The sequence below is a fragment of the Nonomuraea guangzhouensis genome (assembly GCF_019396345.1).
Lineage (GTDB): Bacteria > Actinomycetota > Actinomycetes > Streptosporangiales > Streptosporangiaceae > Nonomuraea > Nonomuraea guangzhouensis.
This window is the reverse complement of record NZ_JAHKRM010000052.1, coordinates 15,963-29,777: the sequence shown is the minus strand read 5'-3', so window position 1 is coordinate 29,777 and position 13,815 is coordinate 15,963. Positions and strand designations below refer to the sequence as shown.

The 13,815-nt window shown below is 70.1% G+C and carries 11 protein-coding genes; 4 read left to right on the top strand and 7 right to left on the bottom strand.

Annotation, left to right across the window (positions count from 1 at the left end):
* A complete protein-coding gene (locus KME78_RS58725) occupies positions 1-1,428 on the bottom strand; it encodes an aldehyde dehydrogenase family protein (RefSeq protein WP_219538923.1) in 1,428 nt (475 codons plus the stop codon).
* Between the two features lie 231 nt (positions 1,429-1,659).
* Here KME78_RS58725 and KME78_RS58720 point away from each other — a divergent pair, with 231 nt between their 5' ends.
* Positions 1,660-2,298 carry a TetR/AcrR family transcriptional regulator gene (locus tag KME78_RS58720; RefSeq protein ID WP_219538922.1) on the top strand — a complete coding sequence of 213 codons (639 nt, stop codon included), beginning with the start codon at positions 1,660-1,662 and terminating at the stop codon, positions 2,296-2,298.
* On the opposite strand, the gene KME78_RS65660 is transcribed toward KME78_RS58720, so the two are convergent.
* On the bottom strand, positions 2,243-4,138 hold the full coding sequence (locus tag KME78_RS65660) for a PucR family transcriptional regulator (RefSeq protein ID WP_246654842.1): 1,896 nt from the start codon (positions 4,136-4,138) through the stop codon (positions 2,243-2,245). The genes KME78_RS58720 and KME78_RS65660 overlap by 56 nt on opposite strands.
* Before the next feature lie 90 nt (positions 4,139-4,228).
* Between KME78_RS65660 and gabT the strand changes: the two genes are divergently transcribed.
* Together gabT and KME78_RS58700 are read left to right on the top strand one after the other, a co-directional pair.
* Positions 4,229-5,557, top strand: coding sequence for a 4-aminobutyrate--2-oxoglutarate transaminase (gene gabT / locus KME78_RS58705; protein WP_219538921.1), 1,329 nt, complete (start codon positions 4,229-4,231; stop codon positions 5,555-5,557).
* A 209-nt stretch (positions 5,558-5,766) separates the two neighbouring features.
* The gene (locus tag KME78_RS58700) at positions 5,767-5,967 is read left to right on the top strand and encodes a hypothetical protein (protein WP_219538920.1); all 201 of its coding nucleotides are present in this window, start codon (positions 5,767-5,769) and stop codon (positions 5,965-5,967) included.
* Between the two features lie 34 nt (positions 5,968-6,001).
* On the opposite strand, the gene KME78_RS58695 is transcribed toward KME78_RS58700, so the two are convergent.
* From KME78_RS58695 to KME78_RS58680, 4 genes are all read right to left on the bottom strand, one after another.
* Positions 6,002-7,210, bottom strand: coding sequence for a saccharopine dehydrogenase family protein (locus KME78_RS58695; RefSeq protein ID WP_219538919.1), 1,209 nt, complete (start codon positions 7,208-7,210; stop codon positions 6,002-6,004).
* A 200-nt stretch (positions 7,211-7,410) separates the two neighbouring features.
* A complete protein-coding gene (locus tag KME78_RS58690) occupies positions 7,411-8,505 on the bottom strand; it encodes an extracellular solute-binding protein (protein ID WP_219538916.1) in 1,095 nt (364 codons plus the stop codon).
* A 102-nt stretch (positions 8,506-8,607) separates the two neighbouring features.
* Positions 8,608-10,113 (bottom strand): CoA-acylating methylmalonate-semialdehyde dehydrogenase, encoded by a 1,506-nt coding sequence (locus tag KME78_RS58685; RefSeq protein ID WP_219538914.1) that lies wholly within the window; start codon positions 10,111-10,113, stop codon positions 8,608-8,610.
* The gene (locus tag KME78_RS58680; protein ID WP_219538913.1) at positions 10,110-11,390 is read right to left on the bottom strand and encodes an aspartate aminotransferase family protein; all 1,281 of its coding nucleotides are present in this window, start codon (positions 11,388-11,390) and stop codon (positions 10,110-10,112) included. Before KME78_RS58680 ends, KME78_RS58685 begins: the two co-directional genes overlap by 4 nt.
* Before the next feature lie 238 nt (positions 11,391-11,628).
* Between KME78_RS58680 and KME78_RS58675 the strand changes: the two genes are divergently transcribed.
* The gene (locus tag KME78_RS58675) at positions 11,629-12,327 is read left to right on the top strand and encodes an alternative oxidase (protein ID WP_219538911.1); all 699 of its coding nucleotides are present in this window, start codon (positions 11,629-11,631) and stop codon (positions 12,325-12,327) included.
* On the opposite strand, the gene KME78_RS58670 is transcribed toward KME78_RS58675, so the two are convergent.
* Positions 12,324-13,772: an MFS transporter gene (locus KME78_RS58670; protein ID WP_219538910.1), complete on the bottom strand. Its 1,449-nt coding sequence runs from the start codon at positions 13,770-13,772 to the stop codon at positions 12,324-12,326. The two genes, KME78_RS58675 and KME78_RS58670, sit on opposite strands and share 4 nt — an antisense overlap.
* Positions 13,773-13,815 lie beyond the last annotated feature (43 nt).

Here is a 13,815-nt window from a genome sequence, read left to right as displayed (position 1 = left end):
CTAAAGCGACAGTCCGGTCAGCACCATGACCTTCTCGTACGTGTAGTCCGTCATCGCCGAGTGCAGGCCCTCACGTCCGATGCCGGAGTCCTTCACGCCGCCGTACGGCATCTGGTCCGCCCGGTACGACGGGACGTCGCCGATGATCACGCCGCCCACCTCCAGTTCCCGGTTGGCCCGGAAGGCCGCGTCCAGCGACCGGGTGAACACGCCTGCCTGCAGCCCGTACGCGGAGTCGTTGACCATCGCGTACGCCTCGTCGATCGACGCGGCGGGCTGCAGGACCACGACGGGCCCGAAGACCTCCTCGCGCAGGACCTTCGCGTCGTGGGGCACGTCGGCCAGCACGGTCGGCGCGATCGTGGCGCCTTCGCGGGTGCCGCCCGTCAGCACGCGGGCACCCGCGTCCACCGCCTCCCGGACCCACTGCTCGACGCGTTCGGCGGCGTGCACCGAGACCAGCGGCCCGACCTGCGTCTTCTCGTCGGCCGGGTCACCGGTCACGAGCCCGTCGACGGCCGGGAGCAGGCGCTCGACGAACTCGTCGTAGACGGGCCGCTCGACGATCACCCGCTGCACGGCGATGCAGCTCTGACCGGCCTGGTAGTTGGAGAACAGCGCCACCCGCTGGGCCGCCCAGTCGAGGTCGGCGTCGGCCAGCACCACCGCCGCGGCGTTGCCGCCGAGCTCCAGCGTCACGTGCTTGCGCGGGATCTGGTCGGCGATCGCGTAGCCGACCGGCGCGGAGCCGGTGAACGACACCACCGGCAGCCTCGGGTCGAGCACCAGGCCGGAGGCGCGCTCGTTCTCGACCGGCAGCACGGAGAACATCCCGGCGGGCAGGTCGGTCTCGGCCAGGATCTCGCCGAGCAGGAGCGAGGTGAGCGGCGTGGCGGGCGCGGGCTTGACGATGACGGGCGCGCCCACCGCGATGGCGGGCGCCACCTTGTGGGCCACCAGGTTCAGCGGGAAGTTGAACGGCGTGATCGCGAGCACCGGACCGTACGGCACGCGGGACACGTACGCCAGACGGCCGGCGGCGGCGGGCTCGGTGTCCAGCCGCTGCACGTCGCCGGACCAGCGGCGGGTCTCCTCGGCGGCGAAGCGGAACGTGGCGATCGCCCGCGAGACCTCGCCGCGCGCCCAGAAGATCGGCTTGCCGTTCTCGGCGGTGATCAGGTGGGCGATCTCGTCGGCCCGCTCCGAGAGGCGGCGCGAGACGTGGGCCAGCGCTTCGGCACGCACGTGCACGGGGAGCGCGGCGGCCTGCCCGGCGACCGCGTGAGCGGCCGCGATGGCCTCCTCGACCTGGCCGTCGGTCGGCACGGAACAGCGGCCGACCTCGCGCCCGTCGTGGGGATTGGTCACGGTGAGCTCGGAGTCTCCGGTGGCGGGGCGGCCCGCGAGCCAGAAGGTACGCACGTCCATGTTCACGACGTTATGCCACTACGGAGATCGGGGACCTACACCAGCGTGCACAAGACTCTCACCAGACCGCACCGTTAAGTACAACCTCCCTTGCCTACCCAGGATGTAACAGAAGTAGACCTAATTCGGGATGTTTACCATGCAGAGCGGTTTGAACGTTCTCTCGGCTGGCTAAGCATTGTGTGCGGGTCCCTCAGCGCGGCGGGCCCCCGAGCAGAAAGGCGTGGCCCCATGACCTCCTCGGCGCCGCTCGGGCTCCAAGGGGCCTACTTGCTCGGTGAGCGGGCCACCCACGACGAACTGCGTTCGCGGCTCCTCGACGTCGCGGTGAACCTCCTGATGAGCGATGGTCCAGAGAGTCTCACCATGCGCAGAATCGCCACGGAGGCCGGCTGCACGACCACCGTCATCTACACGATGTTCGGCAACAGGGAAGGGCTGGCGGAGGCCCTCTACCTGGAAGGATTCGAGCGCTTCCGGCGGTTTCTGGACGCGGTCCCGCACCGGCGCGACGCGCTCGAGAACCTCACCGCGCTCGGCCCCGCCTACCGGCAGGCGTGCCTGGCCGAGCCCGGCTACTACAGCTTGATGTTCGAGCGGGCGATCCCCGGGTTCGAACCCAGTGAGCGGGCCAGGACCTTGGCCCGCGCGGCGCTCAACATCCTCGACCGGGTGATCGCCGACTGCATCTCGGCCGGGTACCTCATCCCGACCCAGCCCCGCAAGATCGCCGACGCGCTGTGGGCCGCCGCCCAGGGCGCGATCAGCCTGGAGCGCGCCGGTCACCTGCGTGACGGCCGCACCTACGAGGCGGTCACGATGGCGACGATCTGCTGCTATCTGGTGCACCCGCCGAAGCCGAAGCTGTAGCCGCCAGCGCGATCCAGAGTTCGGCGCGCACGCCAGGATCGTCCAGATCACGGCCCAGTAGCTCAGTGACCCGCTTCATGCGGTAACGGAGCGTGTGGCGGTGGATGCCGAGCCGCTGGGCCGCCGCGTCCCAGTGCCCGTTGCTGCCGAGGTAGGCGCGTAGCGACTCGATCAGGTCGGGCCGCGACCCGTACCTGGTGAGGGGCGCGAGCAGCGCCGACGCGAACGCCTGGGCGGTGGCCGGGTCGAGCAGGCCCAGCAGCCCCTGCCCGGCGAGGTCGGCGAACCTGACGAGGCCGTCGTGGCCGCTCTCGAACGCCCGCCGGGCCTGGTCGAGCGCGCCGGGCAGCTCACCGTACGGGCCGGGCGAGCTCATCCCGACGGTCCCCCCGACGAGCCCCGCCACCTTCTCGGCCTCCCCCGCCCCCACGAGCACCACCACATCCGCTCCAGGACCTTTCAACCGCTCAACGGCACTCCGCCGGTCGGCGAGGCTGTGCGAGTCGAGGGGACTACGCCGGTCGAGGCCGCTACGCGAGTCGGCAGGACTGCGCGAGCCAGCGGCACTCCGCCGGTCGGCGCCGCCGCGCGAGTCGGCGGGACCGCGCGGATCGGCTTCGGCGAAGTGGGCGGTCGACGCGTGCTGGGCGTCTTCGGTGGGGCGGGAGGCGACGGCATGCTGGCCGACTTCGGCGATGCCGGTGGTGGCGGCATGCCGGCGGGGTTCGGCGAGGCCGGCGGTGATGGCGTCGGGGTCGGTGAGGCGGGCGGTGAAGGCGTGGGGCTCCAGCGCTTCGAGCGCGTCGCCCGCCATCGCCAGCACCACCACCGGCTCCTCCGGCAGCCGCTCGCCGAGCGGCGCCAGCACCGCCCGCGCCCGCTCCTCGCCTGCCCGCTCCTTCGCACCGGCGAGCAGCAGGCCCAGAACGGCCGAACGCACCCGGCGCTCAGCCTCCCGCTGGGCGCCGCCCTGCTCGACGGCCAGCGTGAGCAGGGACCCGGCCGCGTTGATGACCGTCTGCGTGACGGGCGAGAACGCCCGGGACGCCCCAACGGCGAAGAACCCGCGCGGCCGCGGCCCCCCACCAAGCGGCTGCACAACGACGTGCTCATCCGGCCCGGAGAGCGCCAGGCTCGCAGGCAGCCGCCCACTCGTAGCACCCTGCCGCCCGCCCAGAGCACCTTCCCGACCGCCCGAAGCACCCTTCCGGCCGCCCAGAGTGCCTTCCCGCCCACCCGAAGCGCCTTCCCGCCAGATACCGTGCTCGCCGCGCAGGCGGGCCAGTTCGCGGGCCGCCTCCTCCGCCTTGGAGCCGTGGGTGGCGTGCCGTACCTCGGTGTTCTCGTCCAGCAGCGCGGCCCAGCCGCCGATCTCCTTGGCCAGCCGGTCGATGACCGCGTACGGGCCCTCGGGCAGCAGCGCGGCCCGCGTGAGGCGGCCCTGGGCGGCGAAGGCGCGGGTGATCTCCTCGTACTGCTCGGCGGCGAGCAGCTCGCTGACCGCCTTGCCGACCGCGATGAACGGCGTCTCGCGCGGCACCTCCAGCAGCGGCAGCCCGGCCGCCGTGGCCGCCGCCAACAGGGCGGGTGGCACCTCTTCGTGCGAGAGCCCGACGCCGAGGGCGAGCCCGGCCACACCACGCGCCACGAGGCGGGCGACATAGTGGGAAAAGTCGCCTTCCAGGCGCATACCGGTGGTCAGCAGCAGCTCGTCGCCCTCCAGGTAGGGCGTGGGGTCCTCCAGCTCGCTGACGGCCACCCAGCGCACGACCGAGTCCAAGGTCCCGACCAGCGGCCGCAGCCCTGTCCGTCGCACCACGGTCCGCAGCGAAGGCGCCATACGAGTTGTCCATTCTGGCAAAGACGGGCACCCTCAGTGTGCCATATCGACGCATCGGGCCTGGTCGGCGCGCGGCGTACCGTCAGACATATGAGCATTCCGCAGGAGCGTCGTCTCGTCACCGCGATCCCAGGCCCGAAGTCGCAGGAGTTGCTGGCGCGCAAGCAGGCCGCCGTGCCGCCGGGCATCGGCACCGCGCTGCCGATCTTCGTGACCCGCGCCGGCGGTGGCGTCGTCGAGGACGCCGACGGCAACTCGCTGATCGACTTCGGCTCCGGCATCGCCGTGACCAGTGTCGGCAACGCCGCCCCGAAGGTGGTCGAGCGGGTCCAGGAGCAGGTCGCCGAGTTCACCCACACCTGTTTCATGGTCACCCCGTACGAGTCGTACGTGCAGGTCTGCGAGAAGCTCAACGAGTTGACCCCCGGCGACCACGAGAAGCGCACGGTCCTGCTGAACACCGGCGCCGAGGCCGTCGAGAACGCCGTCAAGATCGCCAGGCACGCCACGGGCCGCCAGGCGGTCGTCGTGTTCGACCACGGCTACCACGGCCGCACGCTGCTGACCATGACGCTGACGGCCAAGAACATGCCCTACAAGCAGGGCTTCGGCCCGTTCGCGCCGGAGGTGTACCGGGTGCCGCTGGCCTACCCGTACCGCTGGCCGACGGGCCCGGAGAACTGCGCGGAGGAGGCCGCCGCGCAGGCCATCGACATGATCAACAAGCAGGTCGGCGCGGAGAACGTCGCCGCCGTGGTGATCGAGCCGATCGCGGGCGAGGGCGGGTTCATCGAGCCGGCCAAGGGTTTCCTGCCGAGGATCGCCGAGTTCTGCCGGGCCAACGGCATCGTGTTCGTCGCCGACGAGGTGCAGACCGGCTTCGCCCGCACCGGCCACCTGTTCGCCTGTGAGGACGAGGGCGTCGTGCCCGACCTCATCACCACCGCCAAGGGCATCGCGGGCGGCCTTCCGCTCGCCGCCGTCACCGGGCGCGCGGAGATCATGGACAAGGTGCACCCCGGTGGCCTCGGCGGCACGTACGGCGGCAACCCGGTCGCCTGCGCGGCCGCGCTGGGCGTGCTGGAGACCATCGCCGAGGAGGACCTGGTCGCCAAGGCCCGCCGGATCGGCGAGATCATGCTCCCCCGCCTGCACGCGATGCGCGAGCGCTTCGACGTGATCGGCGACGTGCGCGGCCGTGGCGCGATGATCGCGGTCGAGCTGGTCGAGCCGGGCACGAAGGAGCCGAACCCGGCCGCGCTCGCCGAGGTCGTCCGGCGCTGTCACGCGGAGGGCCTGCTGGTGCTGACCGCGGGCACGTACGGCAATGTGCTGCGTTTCCTGCCGCCGCTGGTCATGCCCGAGCACCTGCTTGAGGAGGGTCTCGGCATCCTGGAGAAGGCGTTCGCCAGCCTGTAGGAAAAGCGTACGAACCGGGCATCCAGCTTGCGGCTGGATGCCCGTTTTTGTAGGTGTACGGGGCGTGGAGCGGGTAGAGAATTCACCCGGGCTTGACGCTCCACTAGACGATCAGGAGCGCGACCGGGGTTATAACGGATCCGGTAGACGACTGGCCCACCGCAGCTGGGAGCGTGATGAACTGGGGTCCGACAGGAACGGCACAGGACATGTTGACGTTCGACCCTGATGGCCTGAGCTGCGCGCAGCTCGACGGAGACGCGTGCGTCGTCTGCCACAAGAGGTGGCCGAGGCCGCGGGTGCGTGTCGGGCGCTTCCCCGACGACGCGCCCGTTATGGCCTGCGCCGACTGCGCCGACGCGCTCATCCCCGCGCCCATGGCCACGGTGGTCGCCTTCCCCTCTCGCTGAGCGCTCACGGATATAAGGCGCGGGGCCGCACGTCCTAGGCGGCGGCCTCGCGGATCCGCCAGGGCGAGCCGTACTCGGTCAGCAGGTCGAGGAACGGCACCGCGTCGAACGCCTCGGGCCCGAGCACGCCCGTGCCCTTCCAGACGCCGCTCGCCAGCAGCTCCAGCGCGACGACGGGGTGCACGGCGGTCTGCCAGACGACGGCCTGCGAGCCGTACTCGCTCATCGACCAGGCGTTGTCGACCACGTGATAGAGGTAGACCTCGCGAGGAGCGCCGTCCTTGCCGGTGCCCTTCACCCACGTGCCCGCGCAGGTCTTGCCGTGCATCCGGTCGCCGAGGGTGGCCGGGTCGGGCAGGCTCGCCGCCACCAGGTCGCGGGGCGCCACGTCGGCACCGCCCACCCTGATCTTGTCGGCGCTGTCCAGCCCGAGCTTGCGCAGGGTCTTGAGCACGCCGATGAACTCCTCGCCGAGCCCGTACTTGAACGTCACCCGCCTGGCCGGGATCCAGCGGGGCACGAGCAGCACCTCCTCGTGCTCGACGTTCACGCACTCCACGGGCCCGATGCCCTCGGGAAAGTCGAACACCTCGGGCTCGCTGAACGGCTCGGTCGTGTGCCACCCTCCGTCCTCCCAGACGACGGGCGGGTTCAGGCACTCCTCGATCGTCGTCCAGATGGAGAACGTCGGCGCGAAGTCGTAGCCGTCCACGACGAGGTTCGAGCCGTCCCTGACGCCGATCTCGTCGATGCCGTCGAACAGGTGGTCGGCGGCGTAGCGGGCGAACACGTCGGCCAGTCCCGGCTCCACGCCCATCCCGACGAGCGCCAGCCGGTCCCGCGCCTGCCACTCGCCGTCGCGGGCGAACTGCTCGTCGCCCAGCTTCACCCCCGGCTGCTCGTACGGCCGGCTGGAGTGCGGCCTGGACAGCGACATCGCCATGTCCAGGTAGTCGGCCCCGGCCGCCAGCGCCGCCTCGAACAGCGGCATCGTGAACCGCGGATCGACGGCGTTGAAGAGCACGTCGCACCGGTGCTCCCGGAGCGCCGCCTCGACCCCCGCCCGATCGGCGGCGTCGAGCCCGATGGCGCTGAACCGGGGATCGTCCACGCCGTCGACGGCCCGCGCCGCCCGGTCCTGTTGGGAGTCGGCGACCACGATGTGTTCGAAGAAATCTCGGCGCGCGGCGATGGACACGACAGCGGAACCGACGCCGCCGGCCCCGACCAGAAGGATTCTCATGACCCGACCTTACTCACTGACTGGTCATTCAGTCGAATTTTCGCTGATTGGCCATTCAGTCAAAATCTCGATCAGCCGACCGGGAACAGCGAGACGCCCCGGAGCGGGGGGAAGGCCCGGGGCGTCTCTGCAGGCGCGGCCCAGCGGGGGGACGGGGCGCGCCCGCGGCACAGGTCACGTATGGGTTGGCATCCCCCGGCTCACTTCACCAGTGCACCCCACCGTTTGGTCCATGCGAGGTCGTAATCAGTGCATTCCCCCTCAGATCCCTCGCAATCCCCCGGAGGCCGGACGGCGAAGGCGACCCGGTCGAGCCACTTCGGCTTGTCGGCCCCGTACGCGTCGCACATCTGCTTGGCCCGCCCCTTGCACGCCTTGGGGTTGGCCGGCGCCAGCCCGACCCAGGCGGCCGCGTCACGCTGGGCCGGCGCCGCCGCCATCCAGCTCAGCCAGCGGTAGGCGCAGTCGGTGTTGGGGATGTTCGCGCCGAGCATCCAGGAGTCGAGCCACCCGGTCATCTCGCGCGCGGCGACCGCCTTGATCGGCTTTCCGGCCTTCTGCAGGAGCAGGCGATAGTACGGCGTGGCCTGGGCGTAGTCGAGCGAGCCCGTGGCGAAGCCCTTGACCAGGTCGAGCGGGTTCTTCCAGTAGGTGCGGTCCTTGTGCTCGCCCAGCAGCGCCACCGCCCGGTCGAGCTGGCTCTCGGTCAGCTCGAAGGGGTCGTCCACACCGCTGTCGGTGAGCGCCGCGTCGGCGATGGTCAGCGGGCTGTCCTTGAGCGCCACGTGGTCCGACTGGAAGACCTTCTTGAGGTCGGCGCTCTTGACCCTGGTCGAGTCGTAGAGGAACTCGTGGTAACCCCACAGGTACGGCACGCCGTAGATCTTGCTCGACACCTTGGTCATGTCGCGGAAGCGCTTGGAGAGGTCGTCGTAGCCGGTGACCTTGGCCGGGTCGATGGGCTGCACCTGCTTGGCTTTGATCATCGTGGCCGCCAGCACCGGACCCGCCGAGATCACGTCGTAGGGGCGCGCGGCCACGGCGCGGTCCATGTCGTCGGCGGTCTGCACGGTGTCGAGGCGGGCGATGCGGCAGCCGGTCGTCTTCTCGAAGTCGCCCACCCAGTTGACCCTCGGGCTGGTGCCGCCGTATTCGGCGTAGCCGCGATAGGTGAGGATCTGCAGCGTGCCGTCGCCCTGCGTCGGGCTCGCCGACGGGGTGGGGGTAGGGCTCGGGCTGGGTGTCTTCTTCGGTGTCGGGCCCGCCGCGCCCATGCTGGCGACCAGAGCCGTCATGGCCAGCGCCATGGCAGGTATACGGCGATCCACGATGCCCCTCTCATCCGTGTGCTGGAGTTTATCGGGCACACGAAGAGAGGGGCGCCTGGTGGACGTCGGTTACCCGTTCGTGGGGAAGCCCAGGTTCACGCCGCCGTGCGACGGGTCGAGCCAGCGCGAGGTGACGACCTTGCCGCGGGTGTAGAAGTGGACGCCCTCGGTGCCGTGCACGTGCGTGTCGCCGAACAGCGAGGACTTCCAGCCGCCGAAGCTGTAGAACGCCATCGGCACCGGGATCGGCACGTTGATGCCGATCATGCCGACCTCGACCTCGTTCTGGAAGCGCCGGGCCGCGCCGCCGTCGTTGGTGAAGATCGCGGTGCCGTTGCCGTACGCGCCGCCGTTGATGAGCGCCAGCCCCTCCTCGTACGAGCCGACGCGGACGATCGTGAGGACCGGCCCGAAGATCTCCTCGGTGTGCACCCGCGAGCCCGCGGGCACGTGGTCGAGCACGGTCGGGCCGAGCCAGAAGCCGGGCGACTCCAGCGCCTTGCCGCCGCCGAGCAGGGTCGTCTCGCGCCCGTCCACGACGAGCTTGGCGCCCTCCTCGACGCCGAGGTCGAGGTAGGAGGCGACCTTGTCGCGGTGCGCCTCGGTGACGAGCGGCCCCATCTCGGACTTGGGGTCGTCACCCGGGCCGATCACCAGCTTGTCGACGCGCTCGACGATCTTCTGGACGAGCTCGTCGCCCACCGGATCGACGGCCAGCACGACGGAGATCGCCATGCACCGCTCACCGGCCGAGCCGAAGCCCGCCGACACGGCCGAGTCGGCGACCAGGTCGAGGTCGGCGTCGGGCAGCACGAGCATGTGGTTCTTGGCTCCGCCGAGCGCCTGCACCCGCTTGCCGTGCCGCGTGCCGGTCTCGTAGACGTACCTGGCGATGGGGGTCGAGCCGACGAAGGAGACGCCGCGCACGTCGGGGTGCTCCAGCAGCCGGTCGACGGCGACCTTGTCGCCCTGGACGACGTTGAAGACGCCGTCGGGCAGCCCGGCCTCCTGCCAGAGCCGCGCCATGAGCAGCGACGCGGACGGGTCCTTCTCCGACGGCTTGAGCACGAACGCGTTGCCGCAGGCGATCGCGATCGGGTACATCCACATCGGCACCATGGCCGGGAAGTTGAACGGCGTGATGCCGGCCACCACGCCGAGCGGCTGGCGCAGCGAGTAGGAGTCGACCCGGGTCGAGACGCCCTCGGAGAAGCCGCCCTTGAGCAGGTGCGGGATCCCGCAGGCGAACTCCACGACCTCCAGGCCCCGGGCGACCTCGCCGAGCGCGTCGGAGTGCACCTTTCCGTGCTCGGCCGAGATGAGCGCGGCCAGTTCGTCGCGGTGGGCGTACATCAGCTCGCGGAAGCGGAACAGCACCTGTGCCCGCTTGATCAGCGACGCGTCGCGCCAGGCGGGGAAGGCCGCCACGGCGGCGGCCACGGCCGCGTCGACGTCGGCGACCGACGCCAGCGCGACGTTCCCGCTGACCTCGCCGGTCGCCGGGTCGAAGATCTCCTGTGTCCGGCTGTCGCCGTCCGCTGGAACTCCGTTGATCCAGTGCTTGACAGACTTCACTGCGTTACTGCCTCTGCGTTGATGACTTCCAGTGCGTGCACGATGATGCTCAGGCCCTCCGTGGCCTCTTCCACGGTAAGGGTGAGCGGCGGCGCCATGCGGATGGCGGTGCCGTACAGGCCGCCCTTGCCCGCGAGCAGGCCCGCCTTCTTGCTCTCCTCCATGAACCGCGCGGCCTGCGCGGGGCTCTCCAGCTCGACGGCGAACATCAGGCCCTTGCCGCGTACGTCCCGCATGATCGGCAGCCGTTCGGCCGCCGCCCGCAGGCCGTCCATGATGATCTTGCCGGTCCTGGCGGCGTTGGCCTGGAGATCGTGGTCGAGCACGTAGTCGAGCGTGGCGTTGGCGGCGGCCATGGAGATCGGGTTGCCGCCGAACGTGGCCAGGCCCACGGCGGGCAGGCTGTCCATGAGGTCGCCACGGGCCACGACACCGCCGACCGCGAACCCGTTGCCCAGCCCCTTGGCGAAGGTCATCATGTCGGGCGTCACGCCGTGGTTCTGGATGCCGAAGAACGCGCTGCCGGTGCGGCCCCAGCCGGTCTGCACCTCGTCGGAGATGAACAGGATGCCCTGCTCGTCGAGGACCTCCTTGTAGGCGGCGAACAGCCCGTCGGGGGCCATCGTGAACCCGCCCACGCCCTGGATCGGCTCGGCGATCAGCGCCGCCACGTCGTTGGAGACGGCCGTGGCCAGCACGTGGCGCAGGTCGTCGACGCAGGCCGCGATGTAGTCGGCGTCCGAAAGACCCTTGAACTGGGCGAGCTGCCGGTCGGCGCCGTGCAGGAAGTGCACGTTCAGCGGGGAGAGCGAGTTGTTCTTCCACGACCGGTTGGACGTGACGCTGATCGCGCCGAAGCTGCGGCCGTGGTAGCTCTGCCGCATGGCGAGCACCTGGTCGCTCTTGCGCGCGTACGTGGCCAGCAGCAGCGCGGTCTCGTTCGCCTCGGTGCCGGAGTTGGTGAAGAAGACCTTGGCATCGGGGATGCCGGAGAGCCTGGCGATCTTCTCGGCCAGCTCGATCTGGCCGCGCAGCAGGTAGACTGTGCTGGTGTGGACGACTCCCGTGGCGAGCTGGCGTTCGACGGCCTCGCGTACCTCGGGCACGTCATACCCGATCATGTTGGTGAGGATGCCGGCGAAGAAGTCCAGATAGCTCTTGCCATCGGCGTCGACGACGCGGTTGCCCTTGCCGCTGACGATCTCGATGGGCTCGTTGTAGTTGAGTGCCACCCAGTTGGGGATCACTGCCCGGTGGCGGGCGAGAAGCTCCGACATGCTATGAGTATCCCGGTTTGTCATCGCGCCACCCGCCTTCAACCTGTTGGCATGCCACAAAATCCCCTTACATGGTGTCACATGCCCTAGGGGATCTCCCGTGCGCCTGCGGGCGTACGGCCGCCTTGATCAGTACGCCACGGGAGGCACGGCGATTGCCCACTGGCGGCCGACGACCGGCCACCCCCCGCTCCCCCACCATCGAGTCATCACCAGGAACGACTCAGGGAGAGCGGACATGACCATCACCGTCGACCACCGGCCCGACGTCCATCCGGGCCCGCCGAAGCTCGGCCGCGCCCAGTTGCTCCAGGCCCAGCGGGACACGCTCGACACCCCGCGCATGGAGTACAGCGTGCTGGCCAAGATGATGTTCAAGCCCGTCGACCTCATGTACGGCAAGCAGGGCTCGTTCACCAAGTTCGCCATGCTGGAGATCATCGCCCGGGTGCCGTACCAGGCGTGGGAGCGGATGGGCTACTGGGCCGTGCACCGTCACGCGGGCCGCTCGGGCCTGGCCAGGCGGGTCTTCGAGCGCATCGTGGAGGCCCGCGCCGACCAGGACAACGAGCAGTGGCATCTGCTGATCATGCAGGACCTCGTCCAGCGGCACGGCCTCAGGCAGAACTGGCTGCTGCACAAGGCGGCGCCCTGGCTGATCGCGTTCTTCTACTACCATGTGTCGTGGGTGTTGTTCCTGGTCAGGCCCGACTGGAGTTACCGGCTGAACGCGGAGTTCGAGGACCACGCGGAGCACGAGTACATGACGTTCGTGGCGGAGAACCCGGACCTGGACTTCATCCCCGACCCGGGCACGTACGCCGCCGAGTACGGCCGCTACCGGTCGGTGGCCGACCTGCTGCGGCAGGTCGGCCACGACGAGCGGACCCACAAACTGGACAGTCTGGAGGCCATGCGCGAGCCCCGCGTCCGCTAGACCCGGGCGGGCTCGGTGGTCTCCACGGGAGCGGGCGGTCGCAGCACCGCGAGCGCGAGCAGCGCGGCCGCCACGCAGAACCCGGCCCCGACCCAGCAGCCGAAGTGCATCGCGTCGGTGAAGGCCGCGCGGGCCGGCGCCACGATGCCCAGCTTGAAGGCGCCGCCGATCGACTCCCTGGCCGCCTCGGGCGCGTCGGCGGGCATCGCCGAGGTGAACACCCCGGCCAGCACGCTGCCCAGGATGGCGATGCTCATGGCCATGCCGACCTGTTGCACGGTGTCGTTCAGCGCGGAGCCGACGCCCGCGTGCTCCATGGGGATCGCCCCCATCAGCGACGCGTAGGCCGCGGGCCCGGCGAGACCGCCACCCACCCCCATGACCAGCAGGCCGGTGAGCAGCGGCAGGTAACCGGAGGTCGTGGCGAGCACGACGAACCCACCGGCCATGACCACCAGCCCGGCGGCGATCAGCGTCCGGTTGCTGACCTTCTGCCCGAGCGCGGCGCCGAGCCCGTTGAAGACCGCCGCCGCGACCGCGTACGGCAGCAGCGCCAGACCCGCCCGCATGGGCCCGTACCCCAGCACGAACTGCAGGTACTGGGTCAGCATCAGCATCACGGCCCCGGCCCCGAACGACATCAGCAGGATGGAGAACGACGCCCCGCTGAAGTTGCGGTTCCTGAACAGCTCCAGCGGCAGCATCGGGTGATCCGAGCGCCGCTCCCAGATGACGAAGGCGCCGAGGAAGACCACGGCGATCGCGATGCCGATCGGGTTCCACTCGCGCTCGATGATGACGTACACGGCCGCCGTCAGCCCGACGATCGACAGCAGGACGCCCACGGGGTCGATCTTCCGCCCGGCGCTGCGGGTCTCGGGCATCAGGGTAACGGCGGCGATGATCGCGACGGCCGCGATGGGGATGTTCAGCAGGAAGACCGAGCCCCACCAGTAGTGGTCGAGCAGGAAGCCGCCCAGCGTGGGCCCCGCGATCACGCCCACCATGGCGACGGCGCTCCACGCGGCCATGGCCTTGCGCCGCTCGCCCTCGTCGAAGACGGTCATCAGGATGGACAGCGTGGACGGCATCAGGACCGACCCGCCGACGCCCATGAGGGCCCGCGCGCCGATGAGCTGCCACGGCTCGGTCGAGAGCACGGCCAGCAGCGACGCGCCGCCGAAGAACGCCAGCCCGACGATCAGGAAGCGCCGGCGCCCGAACCGGTCGGAAAGGCTCCCGGCGGTCAGTAACAGCCCGGCGAAGGCCAGCACGTACGCGTCGATGATCCACTGGATGTCACCCGGGCTCGCGCCCAGATCCTTGATCAGCTTGGGGATGGCCAGATTGAGGACGGTGTTGTCCACGACCAGCACCAGAAGCGACAGGCAGAGTACGACGAGAATCCACCAGCGGCGGGGGTCTCGCACAGTGTTCGATTCCACTCGCACACTGTACGACAGGACTCGTACAGCGTGCGAGTGGATT